Raw genomic sequence first — 14,940 nt, forward strand, 5'->3', positions numbered from 1 at the left:
CCCGCCGCACGGAAATCACTCGCCGAACGAACCGGCGCTCTGGTTGGCTCGCCGGATGAACGATCTTCACATCCGTCACGCCCACCTCACCGACATCGACGCCGTGTTGCAGTTCTGGCGCGAGGCCGCGGAGGGGACGAGCATCAGCGACGACCACGACGGGATGACCGGGCTCCTGGCCAGAGACCCCGAAGCCCTGCTGCTGGCCGAGCGTGACGGCGTTCTGGTGGGAACCGTCATCGCCGGTTTCGACGGCTGGCGCTGCTCCGCCTACCGGCTGGCCGTGCACCCGGACTTCCGCCGACAGGGCATAGCAACCGCCCTGCGGGAAGCGGCGGAACAGCGCTTCCGCTCCCTGGGCGGGCGACGCGTGGACGCCATGGTCCTGGAAGCCAACGAGCGGGCGCACCACGCGTGGGCCGCGGGCGGCTACCACCGCGAGGACCACTGGCGGCGCTGGGTGAAGCCGCTTTGACGACTGACGCGACGGACACGGCGGGGCTCCGTTCCGGTAAGGGACGGAGCCCCGCCGCCACCCCCTCGAAGATCACCATCCCCAACTCCCGCCACACCCTTCTCCCTGGCCCCGCCTTCCGCCTATCTAAACATCGCGTGTATACATGCTGCACATAGTCAGCGGGTTCGCCGTCCGGCGCGCCTCGTCACTCGATCCGGAGGACCCACGTGCTCAGGGCCAGTTCGAAGCTTCTCGCCCGACGGAGACACCTGCGCGGCGAGGTGCCGGACACCGGGGAGGGCATCCGGGCGCGGGCCGGGGGAACGCGGCTGGCCGCCATCGACGGGCTGCGCCTGGTGGCCGCCGTCGCCGTCGCCGCCTACCACTACCTGGGCACCACCACCCCGCACTTCTGGGGCGAGCACGAGCTGAGCGACTTCGCCCCGGCGCTGCACGACATCAGCCGCTACGGCTGGTTGGGCGTCGAAGCCTTCTTCATCATCAGCGGCTTCGTCATCTGCATGAGCTGCTGGGGACGCACCCCCGCGCAGTTCGTCGTCTCGCGCGTCTCCCGGCTGTTCCCCGCCTACTGGTGCGCGGTGCTGCTCGTCATAGCCCTGGTCCTGACCGCCAGATTCAGCCACCTGGAGGCCGCCACCCCCATCGACCTGCGGACGATCCTGGGGAACCTGACGATGGCCCCGGGCCCGCTGGGGCTCTCCCTGATCGACGGCGTCGCCTGGACGCTCTGGGTGGAGGCCCGCTTCTACCTGCTGATCGCGGTCATGCTCTTCGTCGGGCTCACCTACCGCCGCATGATCGCCTTCTGCGGGGCCTGGCTCACCCTCGCGATCATCGCCCGCGAACTCCACTCGCCCGTGCTCGACGAGTTCGTCATCAGCCAGTACGCGGGGCTCTTCATCACGGGAACGGCGCTCTATCTGATGCACAGGTTCGGACAGAACCTGGTGCTGTGGCTGCTGGCCGGTTTCGCCTGGTGCTTCGAACTCACCGTGCTCCACGACCGGGTGGCCGGCCATGCGGCGAAGCCCGCCGAGGGAGGCGCGCTCTCCTGGGCCGTCTGCGCCGCCGTGCTGACCCTCTTCCTCGTCGTCCTCGCGCTCGCCGGATGCGGTCCGGTGGCCCGCATCCGGTGGCGCTGGCTCGTGACGGCGGGCGCCCTGACCTACCCCTTCTACCTGGTGCACCAGAGCATCGGCATACCCGTGGCCAAGGGGCTGCTGAAGGTGGTCCCCGCGCTCGGCCCCCTGCCGTCGATAGCCATCGCCCTCGTCTTCTCCCTGCTGCTTTCGGCCGCCATCTACCGCACGGTCGACGGACCGATCGGCCGCATGGTGCGGCGCCACCTCACCCGCGGCATGAGCCCCCGGGACCGGACGCTCGCCACGACGGCGCCGCACAAGACCGAACAGAACGCCGCCGTCGCGCAGTTGACCGCCCCAGGAGGCCCGCCGACGGAACCGGCCACCGAGCCGGACGCGCGCAGCGTCGGCAGCAACGCCTGAACCGGGGAACGCACAGCCACCCGCGCCGGGCGGCGCCGACAGCTGCCCGCCCGGCGTCCGGGAAGCCGCCCCACGGGAGCCCGCCCGGCCGCCGGAACACCTTCACACCGACCCCACTTTGCCGGTCCTTTACCATGGTGGGATCTCCGAACCCCAGTGAAAGGTGTGTGAGCGTCCAGCCATGGGCGAACCTCCCAGTTGCCGAGCACGCTTCCGACAGAGCGCGAACCTCCCGATCCTGTTCGATCATGGGACGGAGGTGACCCGATGACCGAGCTGCTTCTCCTGGCCCTGGCGCTCCTCCTGACCCTGGCCTGCGGCGTCTTCGTCGCGGCCGAGTTCTCGCTGACGACCGTCGAGCGCAGCGACCTCGAACGCGCGGTGGAGCGCGGCGAGCGCGGCGCGGACAGCGCCCTGAAGGCCGTCCGCCGCCTCACCTTCCAGCTCTCCGGCGCACAGCTCGGCATCACCGTGACCGGCCTGGTCATCGGCATGCTGTCCAAACCGGCCATCGCCACCCTCCTCACCGGGCCGCTCGCCGCGGCGGGACTGCCGCACTCCGCCGCGGATTCGGTGGCCCTGGTCCTCGGCACCGCCCTCTCCACCATCGTCCTGATGGTGATCGGCGAGCTGGTCCCCAAGAACTGGGCGATCTCCAGCCCGCTGGCCCTCGCCAAGCGGGTCTCCGGCGCCCAGCGCGCGTTCAGCGCCGCCTTCGGCCCGCTGATCGGCCATCTCAACACCGCCGCGAACCACATGGTGCGCCGGATGGGCCTGGAGCCCGCCGAGGAGCTGGCCTCCGCCCGCGGGCCGCAGGAGCTGGTGGCGCTCGCCCGGCACTCCGCGAAGGAGGGTGCCCTGGAGCCGGACACCGCCGAGCTGTTCGTCCGCACCCTCAACCTCGCCGACCTCACGGCCGAGAACGTCATGACGCCGCGGGTCCAGGTGACGGCCCTGGAGGTACAGGCCACCGCCGAGGATGTCGCGAACGCGACCCGGACGACCGGCCTGTCCCGTTTCCCCGTCTACCGCGGCAGCCTGGACAGCGTCGTCGGCGTCGCCCACATCAAGGACGTCCTCGCCATCCCCGCCGAGCTGCGCCGCCGCCGTCCGGTGTCCGAGCTGCTGCGCGAACCGCTGCTGGTACCGGAGACCCTGCCCGTCGACCGGCTCCTCGACCGGCTGTCCGGCAAGCGCACGATGGCCGTGGTGATCGACGAGTACGGCGGCACGGCCGGCGTGGCGACGCTGGAGGACATCGTCGAGGAGGTCGTCGGCGAGGTCCGCGACGAGCACGATCCGCTGGAGACCCCCGACCTGGCGGCGGCCGGCACCGACGCGGACGGCCGCGACGTCTATCACGCCGACGGCGCCGCCCGTACCGACCAGCTCGCCCGCATCGGCCTGCGGCTGCCCGACGGGCCGTACGAGACGCTGGCCGGCGTGATCGCCACCGAACTCGGCCGCATCCCGGAGGCCGGCGACACCCTGGAGGTGGCCGGCTGGACGATGGACGTGCTGGACGCTTCGGGCCACCGCGCGGCGCGCGTGCTGCTGCACGCCCCGCCCGCCGAGAGCACGGACACCACCGACGAGGAGGCGGCCCGATGACCGTGCTGCAACTCTTCGTCGGCCTGCTGACCCTGGTCGTCAACGCCTTCTTCGTCGGCGCCGAATTCGCACTGATCTCGGTCCGCCGCGGCCAGATCGAACCGCACGCCGACGCGGGCGACCGGCGCGCGACGAGCGTGCTGTGGGGACTCCAGCACGTCTCCGCGCTACTCGCCGCCGCGCAGCTGGGCATCACGCTGTGCACCCTGGTGCTGGGCGCGGTCGCCGAACCGGCCATCGCGCACCTCCTGGAGCCGCTGTTCCACGCCGTGTCCGTACCGGACGCGCTGGTCCACCCGATCTCGTTCGTCATCGCGCTGGCGGTCGCGACGTATCTGCACATGCTCTTCGGCGAGATGGTGCCGAAGAACGTGGCGCTGGCGGAGCCGGTGCGCAGCGCGCTGCTGCTGGGCCCGCCACTGGTGGCACTGACCCGGGCGCTGCGGCCGGTGATCTTCACGGCCAACACGCTGGCCAACGGGCTGCTCGCGCTGCTGCGGGTGGAGACCAAGAGCGAGGTCACCGCGACGTTCTCCGACGACCAGCTCGCGAAGATGGTCGAGGACTCGCGCGACGCCGGGCTGCTGGACGACCGGGCCAAGGAGCGCCTGCGGGACGCCCTGGAGCTGGGCCGCCGTCCGGTCCGCGACGTGGTGCTGCCGGTCGACAAGGTCGTGTCGGCAAGGCTGGGCATCACCCCCGACGGCCTGGAGCGGCTGGCCGGAGCCTCCGGCTTCTCGCGGTTCCCGGTCCTCGACGACACCGGCCGCATCCTCGGCTATCTGCACGTCAAGGACGCGCTGGACGCCACCCCGCGCGAGGTCCCGTTCCCGGTCGGCGCGATGCGTCCGATCGCCCGGGTGCGGGCCGCGACGCCGCTGGACGACGTGCTGACCGCGATGCGCGGCTCCCGGACGCACCTGGCCGCGGTGATCGGCGACGCCGGGACGCTGGCAGGGCTGGTGTCGATGGAGGACGTCCTGCGCGAGCTGGTGCTCCAGCGGCCCGCCGGCTGACCACGCGGGGCCGGGATCCGGGTGACCGTCCTGGAGAAGCACCGGGACTTGACGATGTCCTGAACGTAGGGGTCGAGGGCAAGGTCGTCACGGCGTCGGCGTCAACCTCGCGCTCCAGGACGCCGTGGCCGCCGCCAGGATCCTCGCCGGTCCGTTGCGCGCGGGCACGGCCGGTACCCGCGAACTGTCCCGCGTACAACGCCGCCGGGAACTCCCGCCGGCCATCGCCCAGAAGGCCCAGCAGACCGAGCACACACTGATCTCCGCCACCCTGGACGGCACCCTCGACGAACACCGGCTGCCGCTGGTGCTCCGGCTGCTGCGCCGGGTGCCGCCGCTGCGTACGGTCACCGGCTGCCTCGGCGCCATCGGAGTGCGCCCGGAGCACGCCCCGGGCTTCGCCAGACCGGGCGGCGCACCGGTCAGGCGGGGCGCTCGATCACGCAGAGGGTGAAGGTCTCCAGCTCGGCGGCGGCCGCGTCCAGGTCGGGGTGGACCAGCCAGTGCGCGATCACGCCGTCGATCGCGCCGCCGATGGCCAGCGCGACGGCCCGGGTGTCGAACTGCCGCGGCCGGTCGGCTTCCCGGCCGGCCGCGAGCAGCGCGGCGAGGGTCTGCCGGCGCGCGTGGGTGTCGTGCGACCCTGGGGGCTTCAGGCGGGTGCCGCCCTCGTCTTCGAGCAGCATCTCGGTGATCACACGGGCGTGGCGCCGGTTGGCCTGCTGGCAGCCGATCATCGCGCGGACGTAGGCGACCACCGGCGTAGAGCGGGTCGCTCTCGCGCGCCACCCGCTCGGAGACGTACGCGCCGCAGCGGTCGAGGACCTGGGTCAGGGTGGCGCTGGTGAGGTTGTCCTTGGAGGAGGAGTGGAGGAGGAGTGGTAGAGGACCGCGGCCTTGGAGAGGCCGGCGCGTTCAGTATGGCGGCGAGCGAGGTCGCCGGGTGGCCGCGGGTGGAGATCAGATCGATGGTGCACTCGATCAGCTGCTGCCTGCGGGCCTGCTCGGTGAAGGACCGCGAACTCCGTGCACCGCGAGGCGTCATCGCGAACCCACCCCTGTCTTTCCCGTACGCCGGCGCCTGTGGCACGCGCACCGGACGACAGCCGACCGGACACCGCGGGATAGGATCTTCGCGCCATGGAGATGAATGCCCACTACACCAGTTTCGTCGCGGTCGGCGACAGCTTCACCGAGGGAATGTCCGACGGACTGCCGGACGGCTCCTACCGCGGCTGGGCCGACCTGCTCGCCGCCCGGCTGGCCGCCCGCACCCCCGGATTCCGGTACGCCAACCTCGCCGTGCGCGGCAAACTCATCGGCCAGATCCTCGACGACCAGGCGAGGCCCGCGGCGGCGATGGGCGCCGACCTGGTCACGCTGGTCGGCGGGCTCAACGACGTACTGCGTCCGAAGTGCGATGTGGACCAGGTCTGCGACCGGTTCGCCGCGGCGGCACAGTTGCTGGCCAGAGGCGGCGGGCAGCTGGTCCTGATGCGCAGCCCCGGCCGCCAGGGGCCGGTCCTGGAGCGCTTCCGGCCGCGGATGGAGCAGCTGTTCGCGCACATCGACGCGGTGGCCGAACGGCACGGCGCGGTGGTCGTGGACCTCTACACGTCCCGGGCGCTGGCCGACCCGCGGATGTGGGCCGACGACCGGCTGCACCTCAACGCCGAGGGGCACCGCAGGGTCGCGGAGGCCGTCTGGCAGGCACTGGGCCTCGACGCCGCCGCGGACTGGGACGCGCCGCTGCCCGCCGCGCAGCCGCCCGGCTGGCGTGCCCGGCGCTCCGCGGACCTGCGGTTCGCCCGCGAGCACCTGGTGCCCTGGATCGGCCGCCGGCTCAGCGGGCGCTCATCGGGCGACGGCCGCCCGGCCAAGCGGCCCGAACTGCTGCCGTACGAGGGCTGATCCCGGCCCCGCCCCGGCCACCGGCGACGGCTCGCGGCCGCGCCGGGCGAACCGGCCCACGCCCGGCGCACAAGCCCCGGACCTGGAGGAACGTACAGCCGGGACCGGGGTGCCCCTTGTGTGGGCACCTCTGAACCGCCAGTAGACTCTGGCCACGTGACTGTGTCTGCGAAGCCTCGCATCCCCAATGTCCTGGCCGGCCGCTACGCCTCCACGGAGCTGGCCGTGCTGTGGTCCCCCGAGTACAAGGTCAAGCTGGAGCGCAAGCTGTGGCTTGCCGTCCTCCGTGCCCAGAAGGACCTCGGGGTGGAGGTTCCCGAGCAGGCCCTGGCGGACTACGAGCGGGTCCTGGACAACGTCGACCTGGCCTCGATCGCGGAACGCGAGAAGGTCACCCGGCACGACGTCAAGGCGCGGATCGAGGAGTTCAACGCCCTCGCCGGCCACGAGCAGGTCCACAAGGGCATGACCTCCCGCGACCTGACCGAGAACGTCGAGCAGCTCCAGGTCCGGCTCTCCCTGGAGCTGATGCGCGACCGCAGCGTCGCCGTGCTGGCCCGACTCGGCTCGCTGGCCGCCCAGCACGCCGAGCTGGTCATGGCCGGCCGCTCGCACAATGTCGCCGCGCAGGCCACGACCCTCGGCAAGCGCTTCGCCACCGCCGCCGACGAACTGCTGGTGGCGTACGGACGGCTGGACGACCTGCTGGCGCGCTACCCGCTGCGCGGCATCAAGGGCCCGGTCGGCACCGCCCAGGACATGCTCGACCTGCTGGGCGGCGACTCCGCCAAGCTCGCCGATCTTGAGCAGCGGATCGCCGGCCACCTCGGCTTCGGCCGGGCGTTCACCTCCGTCGGCCAGGTCTACCCGCGCTCGCTCGACTACGACGTGGTCACCTCGCTGGTCCAGCTCGCCGCCGCGCCGTCCTCGATCGCCAAGACGATCCGGCTGATGGCCGGGCACGAGCTGGTCACCGAGGGCTTCAAGCCCGGCCAGGTCGGCTCGTCCGCGATGCCGCACAAGATGAACACCCGCTCCTGCGAGCGCGTCAACGGCCTGATGGTGATCCTGCGCGGCTACGCCTCGATGGCCGGTGAACTGTCCGGTGACCAGTGGAACGAGGGCGACGTCTCCTGCTCCGTGGTCCGCCGGGTCGCGCTGCCGGACGCGTTCTTCGCGCTGGACGGCCTGCTGGAGACCTTCCTTACGGTGCTCGACGAGTTCGGCGCCTTCCCCGCCGTCGTCGCCCGCGAACTGGACCGCTACCTGCCGTTCCTCGCCACCACCAAGGTCCTGATGGGCGCCGTCCGTGCCGGTGTGGGCCGCGAGGAGGCGCACGAAGCGATCAAGGAGAACGCGGTCGCCTCGGCGCTTGCCATGCGCGAGCAGGGCGCCGAGCGCAACGAACTCCTCGACAAGCTGGCCGCCGACGCGCGCATCCCGCTCGACAAGGCGCAGTTGGACGCGCTGATGGCGGACAAGCTGTCCTTCACCGGCGCGGCCGCAGACCAGGTGGCGTCCGTCGTGGGCCGCATCGAGGAGATCACCGAGCAGCACCCCGAGGCCGCTGCGTACACCCCCGGATCGATCCTCTGACCCGGGCCGCCGACAGGGACCGCCGCTGACATGGGCTACACCCCCGAAGAGCTGCAGGCCGCTCGCGACCGCCTCGTCCCCGACGTGACGGCGAGCGGTCTGCGGGTGCTGTTCTGCGGCATCAACCCCGGGCTGATGACGGCGGTCACCGGGCATCACTTCGCCCGGCCCGGCAACCGTTTCTGGCCCGTCCTGCACGCGGCGGGCTTCACCCCCCGCCTCCTCATGCCCGCCGAGCAGGGCGAGTTGCCCGCTCACGGCCTCGGCATCACCAACGTCGTGGCGCGGGCGACCGCCAAGGCCGACGAGCTGACGGCGGCCGAGTACCGCGAGGGCGGACGGCTGCTGGCCGAGAAGGTCGCCCGGCTGCGGCCGCAGTGGCTGGCGGTCGCCGGGGTCACCGCCTACCGCGTCGCCTTCGGCGACAAGCACGCCGCGATCGGCCCCCAGCAACGGACCCTGGGCCGCACCCGCATCTGGGCCCTGCCCAACCCCAGTGGCCTCAACGCCCATTGGACGCTCGCGACCATGGCCGAGGAGTACGGCAGACTGCGCGCGGCGGCCTTCGGGGACGAAGGGCCGACGCCGGACTAGGCGTGTCGGGCCGGGCCGTCCGAAGGTGCCGGGGCCCGGCTGCGGCCCCCGGCACCGGCCCGCCCTACGCCATCGGACCCGCGCCACCGGCCCGCCCTCCCCATGTCGGCCCCGGATCGAACCTCGCCTCCCCCGTGGCCGCCAGCACCTGGACCGGTAGCTCCGGCCCGCCGTGTCCCGCGCCGAGCGCCACCCAGCGGCTGCCGTCCTGCCAGACCGACAGCCGCTCGGCCGCCGCGCACAGAACGTCCAGCGGCGGCCGCACCGGCAGACCCTGCGCCACCCGCTCCAGAGATCCCGTGAGGTCCACTTCCGCGGGCTCGCCCCACCGTAAGGACAGGACGGCGACCAGCGCCTCCAGTTCGGCCCTGCCCTCCTCGCGTATCCGCTCCGCATCCGCCGGGTCGGCGTCCCACGCCGGAGGGCCGGCCCACAGCCGCGTCAGATGGAAACCGGGCCCGCTCTCGCCCGTCGGAGACCGTTCCCTGCCTTCGGGGAACGGCCGTTGCCTGAGCTGGTCGAGCGCCGCCAGGCCGCGGGCGGTGGGGTGGTGGTACCACACATCAGTCGTCATGCCGTCAGTAAACAGCGGGGGTCTGACAATTGGCCGCCCGTCAGGACAACCGCCCGGCGGAGCGGGGCCCGCGGGGCGGCCCGAGGGTGCCGCGGCCCCGTTCCGCACGGCGGCCCGCCGCGTTGCCGGGGGCCGCCGGGGCTCGCCGCGCAACCCGCTGACCGGCTACGATCCGCCACACACGCGAGGCGAGGGAGACGACGTTGGGGCGGCTCACCGGCGGGGATCCCTCCCTGCTGCGACGGATCAACTCGGCGGTGGTGCTGCACGCGCTGCGCGCCGCCGACTCCCCCACCCTCACCGACCTCGTCCAGGTGACCGGCCTGTCCCGGCCGACGGTCGAGGGTGTGGTCGAGGGGCTCATCGAGACGGGTCTGGTGGCGGAGGCCGCCGCCGATGAGAGCGAGGCGCGGCGCCAGGGACGGCCGGCCCGCCGCTTCCGCTTCCGTGCCGAGGCCGGGCATCTGCTGGGCATCGAGATCGGCCCGCACCGCGTCACCGCCCTGCTGTCCGATCTGGGCGGGCAGGTGCAGGAGTCCGCGCAGCGGCCGGTGGACGAGCGAGCACGGGCCGACGAGCGGCTGGACCGGGTACGGGCCGTGGTCGCCGAACTGCTGCGCCGCACCGGGGTGCCGCGCCGTTCACTGCGGGCCGTCGGGGTGGGCAGCCCCGGCATCGTGGAGGCGGACGGCACCGTACGGCTCGGCACGGCGCTGCCCGGCTGGACCGGCCTGCCGCTGGGCGAGCGGCTGCGGCGTTCGTTCCGTTGCCCGGTGCTGGTCGAGAACGACGCCAACGCGGCTGTTGTGGCGGAGCATTGGAAGGGTGCGGCGACCGGTTCGGACGACGTCGTGTTCGTTCTGGCGGGGCTGAGCCCGGGGGCGGGCGCGCTGATCGGCGGGCGGCTGCACCGGGGGTTCGGCGGGGCGGCCGGCGAGATCGGCGCGCTGCACCTGCTGGGGCGGGACGTGACCCCGGAGAAGCTGCTGTCGACGACCGGGAAGCCGTTGCATCCGCTGGACGAGGCGCAGGTCGCCGAGGTGTTCGCGCTGGCCCGCGAGGGCGACCTGCGGGCGCAGGACGCGATGGACCGGTTCCTCCAGCGGCTGGTGCACGACGTGGCGGCGCTGGTGCTGGCGCTCGATCCGGAGCTGGTGGTGATCGGCGGCTGGGCGGCCGGGCTGGCCGGCATCCTCGATCCGCTGCGTGACGAGCTGGCGCGCTACTGCCTGCGGCCGCCGCAGGTGACGCTGTCGGCGCTGGGCGAGGCGGCGGTGGCGACCGGCGCGCTGCGGCTCGCGCTGGATCACGTGGAGGGTGAACTCTTCGCCGTGGAAGGCACGATGACCGGCCGCAGGTGAGCGGTGGGGGCGCGGCGCCGGTCCGTTCCGTCAGGCGGCGGCGTTCTCCGGGTCCGTGGAGCGCCGGTGCACGCGGCCGTCCCGGGGGACTCGGTACGCGGCGGGCCCGCGCCGGCGTGGTGCGCGGCGCGGGCCCGGACGGCGTGGTGCGGGGTCAGCCCGCCAGCAGGGACACCGCTTCGCTCTCCCCGAAGGTGAGCCGGCAGGTATCGGCGCGGTAGGTGGAGACCGCGACGGCGGTGGTGCGGCCGGCCGCGACGTAGCGGGTGGTGACGACCAGGACGGGGGCGCCGGGCAGCCGGTCGAGCGCCTTTGCGTCCTCCGCTCGGGCCGAGCCCAGTTCGACCGTGCGGTCCTGGCCTTCCAACTCCTGTGCGTGCAGGGCGTGCAGCACGGCACGGGCGCGGGCGGTGGCGCTGACGGCGGCGATCTCGGAGCAGCCGGGGACCGCGGACGCGGGGACGTACAGCAGCTCGGCGGCGACGGGCTGGCCGTGCGTGACGCGGTTGCGGCGCACGATGTGCACGGTCTCGCCGGAGGCCGTCTCCAGGAGGCGGGCGACGGACGCGGGGACCGTCTCCGAGGTGACGGCGTCAACCGGCTGCCAGGCGTCGCCGGGGGCGCCGGGCCAGGTGTGGCGGGCGGGGTCGACGGCGACGCCGACCCGCGGCGGGGCGACGGTGGTGCCCACGCCGCGCCTGCGCTGGAGTCTGCCCTCCAGCTCCAGCTGCTCCAGCGCCTGCCGCAGCGTGGCCCGTGCGACGCCGAACCGCGCCGCCAGGTCACGCTCGTTGGGCAGGATCTCGCCGACCGCGAACTCCGAGTCCAGCGCCTCGCTGAGCACGGTCTTGAGGTGCCAGTACTTCGGCTCCGGCACTGTTTCGAGCTGCGTGGTCCCCACCTGTCCTCCGCATCGGCCGTTGCCCCGCGGGGCTGCGCTCCCCCGGTGACGGTCCCGCCCAGGGGCGGCCCGGTTATGAGCGCTTCTTTATTAAAGGTTGTTGCAGTATGCCGACGATATGTCCGCCCTCACCCTTGGTCAAGACCAATACGGGATCCGTTACGCGGACGGGCCCGCCGGCGACGCCGTGCCGCCCGTTTCCGACCGGATCGCGGACGGCCGGCCGGGCGCACCGGAGCCGTCGGTTACCCTCCGCTCATGCTTGCGCTGCTGCACACCTCGCCCGCCCATGTCCCGGTCTTCGACGCCTTGCGTGACGAGGAGGCGCCCGGCCTCCCGCTGCGCCACCTCGTACGGGCCGAACTCCTGGACCGTGCACGGTCGCAGGGGCCGGACGCCGTCGCGCAGGACGTGGCGCAGGCGCTCGCCGATGCGGCGGCCACCGGGGCGCGGGCGGTGCTGTGCACCTGCTCGACGCTGGGGCCGGTCGCCGAGGGGGCGGGCCCGGACGGCGTGCCGGTGCTGCGGGTGGACCGGCCGATGGCCGCGGCCGCCGTCGCTGCGGGCCCCCGGATCACCGTGCTGGCCACCGTGGAGAGCACGCTCGGGCCGACCGCCGAGCTGATCGCGGAGGAGGCGGGACGGGCCGGTTCGGCCACCGAGGTGCGCACGGTGCTGGTGGCGGGCGCCTGGGAGCGGTTCGCGGCCGGTGACGACGAGGGGTATCTGGCGGCGGTCGCCGCCGCGGCACAGCAGGTGCGGGACGCCGATGCGGTGGTGCTGGCGCAGGCGTCGATGGCGCCGGCCGCCGCACTTGTCACGGCGGCCGGGGGCCGCTCCTTCCCGGTGCTGTCGAGCCCGCGCCCGGGGCTGCGGGCCGCGGCGGCCCTGGCGGCCGGGAGGCGGTGAGGGGACACGGGTGGGAGTGCCCCGGCGGTCCGCGGCCGGTCAGGCCCTGGTGAGCGAGACGAGCTTGTCGGGGTTGCGCACGACGTAGACGGTCTGGATCCGCCCGTCGGCGACGTCGAGCTGGATGACGGAGTCCGGCCGGCCGTCGATGTGGGCCAGGACCGCGATACCGCCGTTGACTTCGATGAGGACGTACTCCATGCCGGCGAGTCCGGTCCTGGTGACGCCGATGAGGAAGCGGCCCACCTTGTCCGCGGTTTCGAGGATCCGCAGCGGCGCCTTGGCCTTGCCGCCGCTGTCGCCGACCAGCCGCGCGTCCTCGGCCAGCAGTCCGACGAGGCCGGCCAGGTCCTCGCCTGCGGCCGCCGCCATGAACCGCTCGGTCAGGTCGCGCTGGAGCCGTGGGTCGATGTCGAAGCGCGGCCTGCCGTCCTCGACGTGGCGCCGGGCCCGGCCCGCCAGTTGGCGCACCGCCGGCTCGCTGCGGTCGAGTACGGCGGCGATCTCCGCGTAGGGGTAGCCGAACGCCTCGCGCAGCACGAACACCGCGCGTTCCAGCGGGGAGAGCGACTCCATCACGACGAGCAGGGCCAGGGTGACGGACTCGGCGAACACCGCGCGCTCCGCGGTGTCGGGCGCGTCCCGGCCGGTGTCGGTGGCCAGCGGCTCGGGCAGCCAGGGTCCGACGTAGGACTCGCGGCGGGCCTGGACCTGGCGCAGGCGGTCGATGGCCAGCCGGGTGGTGATGCGCACCAGATAGGCACGCGGTTCGCGGACGTCGGCGCGGTCGGCGGACGACCAGCGCAGCCAGGCGTCCTGGACGACGTCCTCGGCGTCGGCCACTCGGCCGAGCATCCGGTAGGCGACGCCGTGCAGCACGGGGTGGTGCTCTTCGAAGACTTCGGTGGCGGGATCGGTCGGCACCTCTTCATCCCAGCGTCCCGCCGACGCCGTGTCCAGCGGATATCGCTCAAGGCCGGGGTGCGGGGACGTGGTGTGCGGCACAGTGCCGGGCGTCCCGCGGCCGGATCCCACACCTGCCGTACCGCTCAGTAGCCTTTGCTGGCAGGGTGTGGCTCCACGAACCGCCGCGATTCTCCGAGGAGTTGCCCCATGGCCGTCCCGGTCTCCTTCGCCCGCGTCAGCCCCGCAGGACGGCCGCCGTTCACGGTGGCCTACCAACGCAAGGGCGCGGGTGAACCGATCGTGCTGTTGCACGGCATCGGACACCATCTCCAGGCGTGGCGGCCGGTCTGCGACCTCCTGGCCGCCTCCCACGAGGTCATCGCCCTGGACCTGCCGGGCTTCGGTGTCTCGCCCGCGCTGCCCGGCGGCACGTCGTACGCCCTGGCCAGCGTGCTGCCGCTGCTCACCGCGACGTTCGACGAGCTGGGTGTCGAGCGGCCGCACGTGGTGGGCAATTCCCTGGGCGGGCTGCTGGCGCTGGAGTTGGGCCGCGCGAGGGCCGTACGGACCGTCACCGCGCTGTCCCCCGCCGGGTTCTGGACCCCGGCCGAGCGGCGTTACGCCTTCGGTCTGCTGCGCGGGATGCGGGCCGGTGCGCAGGCGCTGCCGCAGCCGGTGGTGGCGGCGCTGGCCAGGTCTGCCGCCGGCCGGGCCTCGTTGACGGGGAGCATCTACGCCCATCCCGGGCGGCGTTCGGCCGACGCGGTGGCGGCCGAGACCCGGGCGCTGCGTGAGGCGCCCGGCTTCACGCCGACGCTCCGGGCGGGCCGCGGGGTGCGGTTCACCGCTGATGTGCCGGACGTGCCGGTGACGATCGCCTGGGGCAGCCGGGACCGGCTGCTGCCGCGCCGCCAGGGAGTGCGCGCGAAATACGCGATCCCCGGTGCCCGGCTGGTGCGGCTGCCCGGCTGCGGTCATGTCCCGATGAACGACGATCCGGCGCTGGTGACGCGGGTGGTTCTCGGCACGGTGGGGTGAACGCCCGCGGGCAGAAGGCCGTTCACGAGGGGTTCCAGGCCCGGCGGCAGAGCACCAGGCGGTAGCCGTCGGGGTCCTCCAGGGTGACGCCCCAGGCGTCCCAGTACGGGTTGTGTGCGGCGACCCGCCGGCCGCCGCACCGTTCCAGGCGGGCGACCAGGTCGTCGGGCACCGGGCCGTCCAGGTAGACGACCGGCAGATCGTCGGGGGTGCCGTCGGTCACTTCGGCGCCTGCGGGGTCGTGGGTCAGCTCCAGGTGCCAGGCCGCGTCCGGCCGGCCGACCATCGGCAGGGAGTGTTCGGCGCTGCCGGACGGGTGGCGGAACAGTACGGAGAGCCCGAGTCCCGCGCACCAGAAGCGGTCGGCCGCCGCCAGGTCGCGGCTGGGACGGGCGATGCGGAGGTGCGCGGAACCGTCGGCGGGCACGGGGAAGCTCCTTCGGCCGGGGCGCTACCGGACGCCGCGTAGCAGGACCGTAAACGTCGGGCCGCTGTCCTGGCGATCGGCCGGTGGTCTTGCGACCATGGCCCCCGCCCCCG

General features: G+C 73.4%; 16 protein-coding genes. 11 read left to right on the forward strand and 5 right to left on the reverse strand.

The annotated features are described in order from the left end of the window. The first annotated feature begins 55 nt into the window (after window positions 1–55). The 5 genes from LIU39_RS17730 (at window position 56) to LIU39_RS17750 (ending at window position 5,064) form a co-directional block, all read left to right on the forward strand. Window positions 56–475 carry a GNAT family N-acetyltransferase gene (locus LIU39_RS17730; RefSeq protein WP_227047721.1) on the forward strand — a complete coding sequence of 140 codons (420 nt, stop codon included), beginning with the start codon at window positions 56–58 and terminating at the stop codon, window positions 473–475. Window positions 476–684: 209 nt separating this feature from the next. Next, window positions 685–1,983, forward strand: coding sequence for an acyltransferase family protein (locus LIU39_RS17735; RefSeq protein ID WP_227047722.1), 1,299 nt, complete (start codon window positions 685–687; stop codon window positions 1,981–1,983). A 267-nt stretch (window positions 1,984–2,250) separates the two neighbouring features. Further along, entirely contained in the window at window positions 2,251–3,594 is a 1,344-nt protein-coding gene (locus LIU39_RS17740) for a hemolysin family protein (RefSeq protein WP_227047723.1), read from the forward strand. After that, the gene (locus tag LIU39_RS17745) at window positions 3,591–4,610 is read left to right on the forward strand and encodes a hemolysin family protein (protein ID WP_227047724.1); all 1,020 of its coding nucleotides are present in this window, start codon (window positions 3,591–3,593) and stop codon (window positions 4,608–4,610) included. Before LIU39_RS17740 ends, LIU39_RS17745 begins: the two co-directional genes overlap by 4 nt. 124 nt (window positions 4,611–4,734) lie before the next feature. Further along, complete coding sequence (locus LIU39_RS17750) at window positions 4,735–5,064, forward strand: hypothetical protein (RefSeq protein ID WP_227047725.1); 330 nt, start codon at window positions 4,735–4,737, stop codon at window positions 5,062–5,064. Here the strand turns inward: LIU39_RS17750 and LIU39_RS17755 are convergent. Further along, window positions 5,033–5,368, reverse strand: a complete 336-nt coding sequence (locus LIU39_RS17755) for a TetR family transcriptional regulator C-terminal domain-containing protein (RefSeq protein ID WP_227047726.1) — start codon at window positions 5,366–5,368, stop codon at window positions 5,033–5,035. The two genes, LIU39_RS17750 and LIU39_RS17755, sit on opposite strands and share 32 nt — an antisense overlap. 382 nt (window positions 5,369–5,750) lie before the next feature. Here LIU39_RS17755 and LIU39_RS17760 point away from each other — a divergent pair, with 382 nt between their 5' ends. The 3 genes from LIU39_RS17760 (at window position 5,751) to mug (ending at window position 8,711) form a co-directional block, all read left to right on the forward strand. Continuing rightward, a complete protein-coding gene (locus LIU39_RS17760) occupies window positions 5,751–6,521 on the forward strand; it encodes an SGNH/GDSL hydrolase family protein (RefSeq protein ID WP_227047727.1) in 771 nt (256 codons plus the stop codon). A 162-nt stretch (window positions 6,522–6,683) separates the two neighbouring features. Next, window positions 6,684–8,117 carry an adenylosuccinate lyase gene (purB, locus tag LIU39_RS17765; protein WP_227047803.1) on the forward strand — a complete coding sequence of 478 codons (1,434 nt, stop codon included), beginning with the start codon at window positions 6,684–6,686 and terminating at the stop codon, window positions 8,115–8,117. A 30-nt stretch (window positions 8,118–8,147) separates the two neighbouring features. After that, window positions 8,148–8,711, forward strand: a complete 564-nt coding sequence (gene mug, locus LIU39_RS17770) for a G/U mismatch-specific DNA glycosylase (RefSeq protein WP_227047728.1) — start codon at window positions 8,148–8,150, stop codon at window positions 8,709–8,711. A gap of 64 nt (window positions 8,712–8,775) precedes the next feature. On the opposite strand, the gene LIU39_RS17775 is transcribed toward mug, so the two are convergent. Beyond that, window positions 8,776–9,285 (reverse strand): hypothetical protein, encoded by a 510-nt coding sequence (locus LIU39_RS17775; RefSeq protein WP_227047729.1) that lies wholly within the window; start codon window positions 9,283–9,285, stop codon window positions 8,776–8,778. 203 nt (window positions 9,286–9,488) lie between these two features. On the opposite strand from LIU39_RS17775, the gene LIU39_RS17780 reads away from it, so the two are divergent. Next, window positions 9,489–10,646, forward strand: coding sequence for an ROK family transcriptional regulator (locus LIU39_RS17780; protein WP_227047730.1), 1,158 nt, complete (start codon window positions 9,489–9,491; stop codon window positions 10,644–10,646). 154 nt (window positions 10,647–10,800) lie between these two features. Here LIU39_RS17780 and LIU39_RS17785 read toward each other — a convergent pair whose 3' ends face one another. Beyond that, the gene (locus tag LIU39_RS17785; protein WP_227047731.1) at window positions 10,801–11,547 is read right to left on the reverse strand and encodes a GntR family transcriptional regulator; all 747 of its coding nucleotides are present in this window, start codon (window positions 11,545–11,547) and stop codon (window positions 10,801–10,803) included. Between the two features lie 258 nt (window positions 11,548–11,805). Between LIU39_RS17785 and LIU39_RS17790 the strand changes: the two genes are divergently transcribed. Beyond that, on the forward strand, window positions 11,806–12,456 hold the full coding sequence (locus tag LIU39_RS17790; RefSeq protein ID WP_227047732.1) for an aspartate/glutamate racemase family protein: 651 nt from the start codon (window positions 11,806–11,808) through the stop codon (window positions 12,454–12,456). 39 nt (window positions 12,457–12,495) lie between these two features. Here LIU39_RS17790 and LIU39_RS17795 read toward each other — a convergent pair whose 3' ends face one another. Continuing rightward, on the reverse strand, window positions 12,496–13,380 hold the full coding sequence (locus LIU39_RS17795) for an RNA polymerase sigma-70 factor (RefSeq protein WP_227047804.1): 885 nt from the start codon (window positions 13,378–13,380) through the stop codon (window positions 12,496–12,498). A gap of 189 nt (window positions 13,381–13,569) precedes the next feature. Here LIU39_RS17795 and LIU39_RS17800 point away from each other — a divergent pair, with 189 nt between their 5' ends. Continuing rightward, the gene (locus tag LIU39_RS17800; protein WP_227047733.1) at window positions 13,570–14,400 is read left to right on the forward strand and encodes an alpha/beta fold hydrolase; all 831 of its coding nucleotides are present in this window, start codon (window positions 13,570–13,572) and stop codon (window positions 14,398–14,400) included. Window positions 14,401–14,422: 22 nt separating this feature from the next. Here the strand turns inward: LIU39_RS17800 and LIU39_RS17805 are convergent, their stop codons facing one another. Continuing rightward, window positions 14,423–14,827 carry a VOC family protein gene (locus tag LIU39_RS17805; RefSeq protein WP_227047734.1) on the reverse strand — a complete coding sequence of 135 codons (405 nt, stop codon included), beginning with the start codon at window positions 14,825–14,827 and terminating at the stop codon, window positions 14,423–14,425. Window positions 14,828–14,940 lie beyond the last annotated feature (113 nt).

Origin of the sequence: Streptomyces pinistramenti (genome assembly GCF_020564935.1) — a bacterium.
Classification (GTDB): Bacteria; Actinomycetota; Actinomycetes; order Streptomycetales; family Streptomycetaceae; genus Streptomyces; species Streptomyces pinistramenti.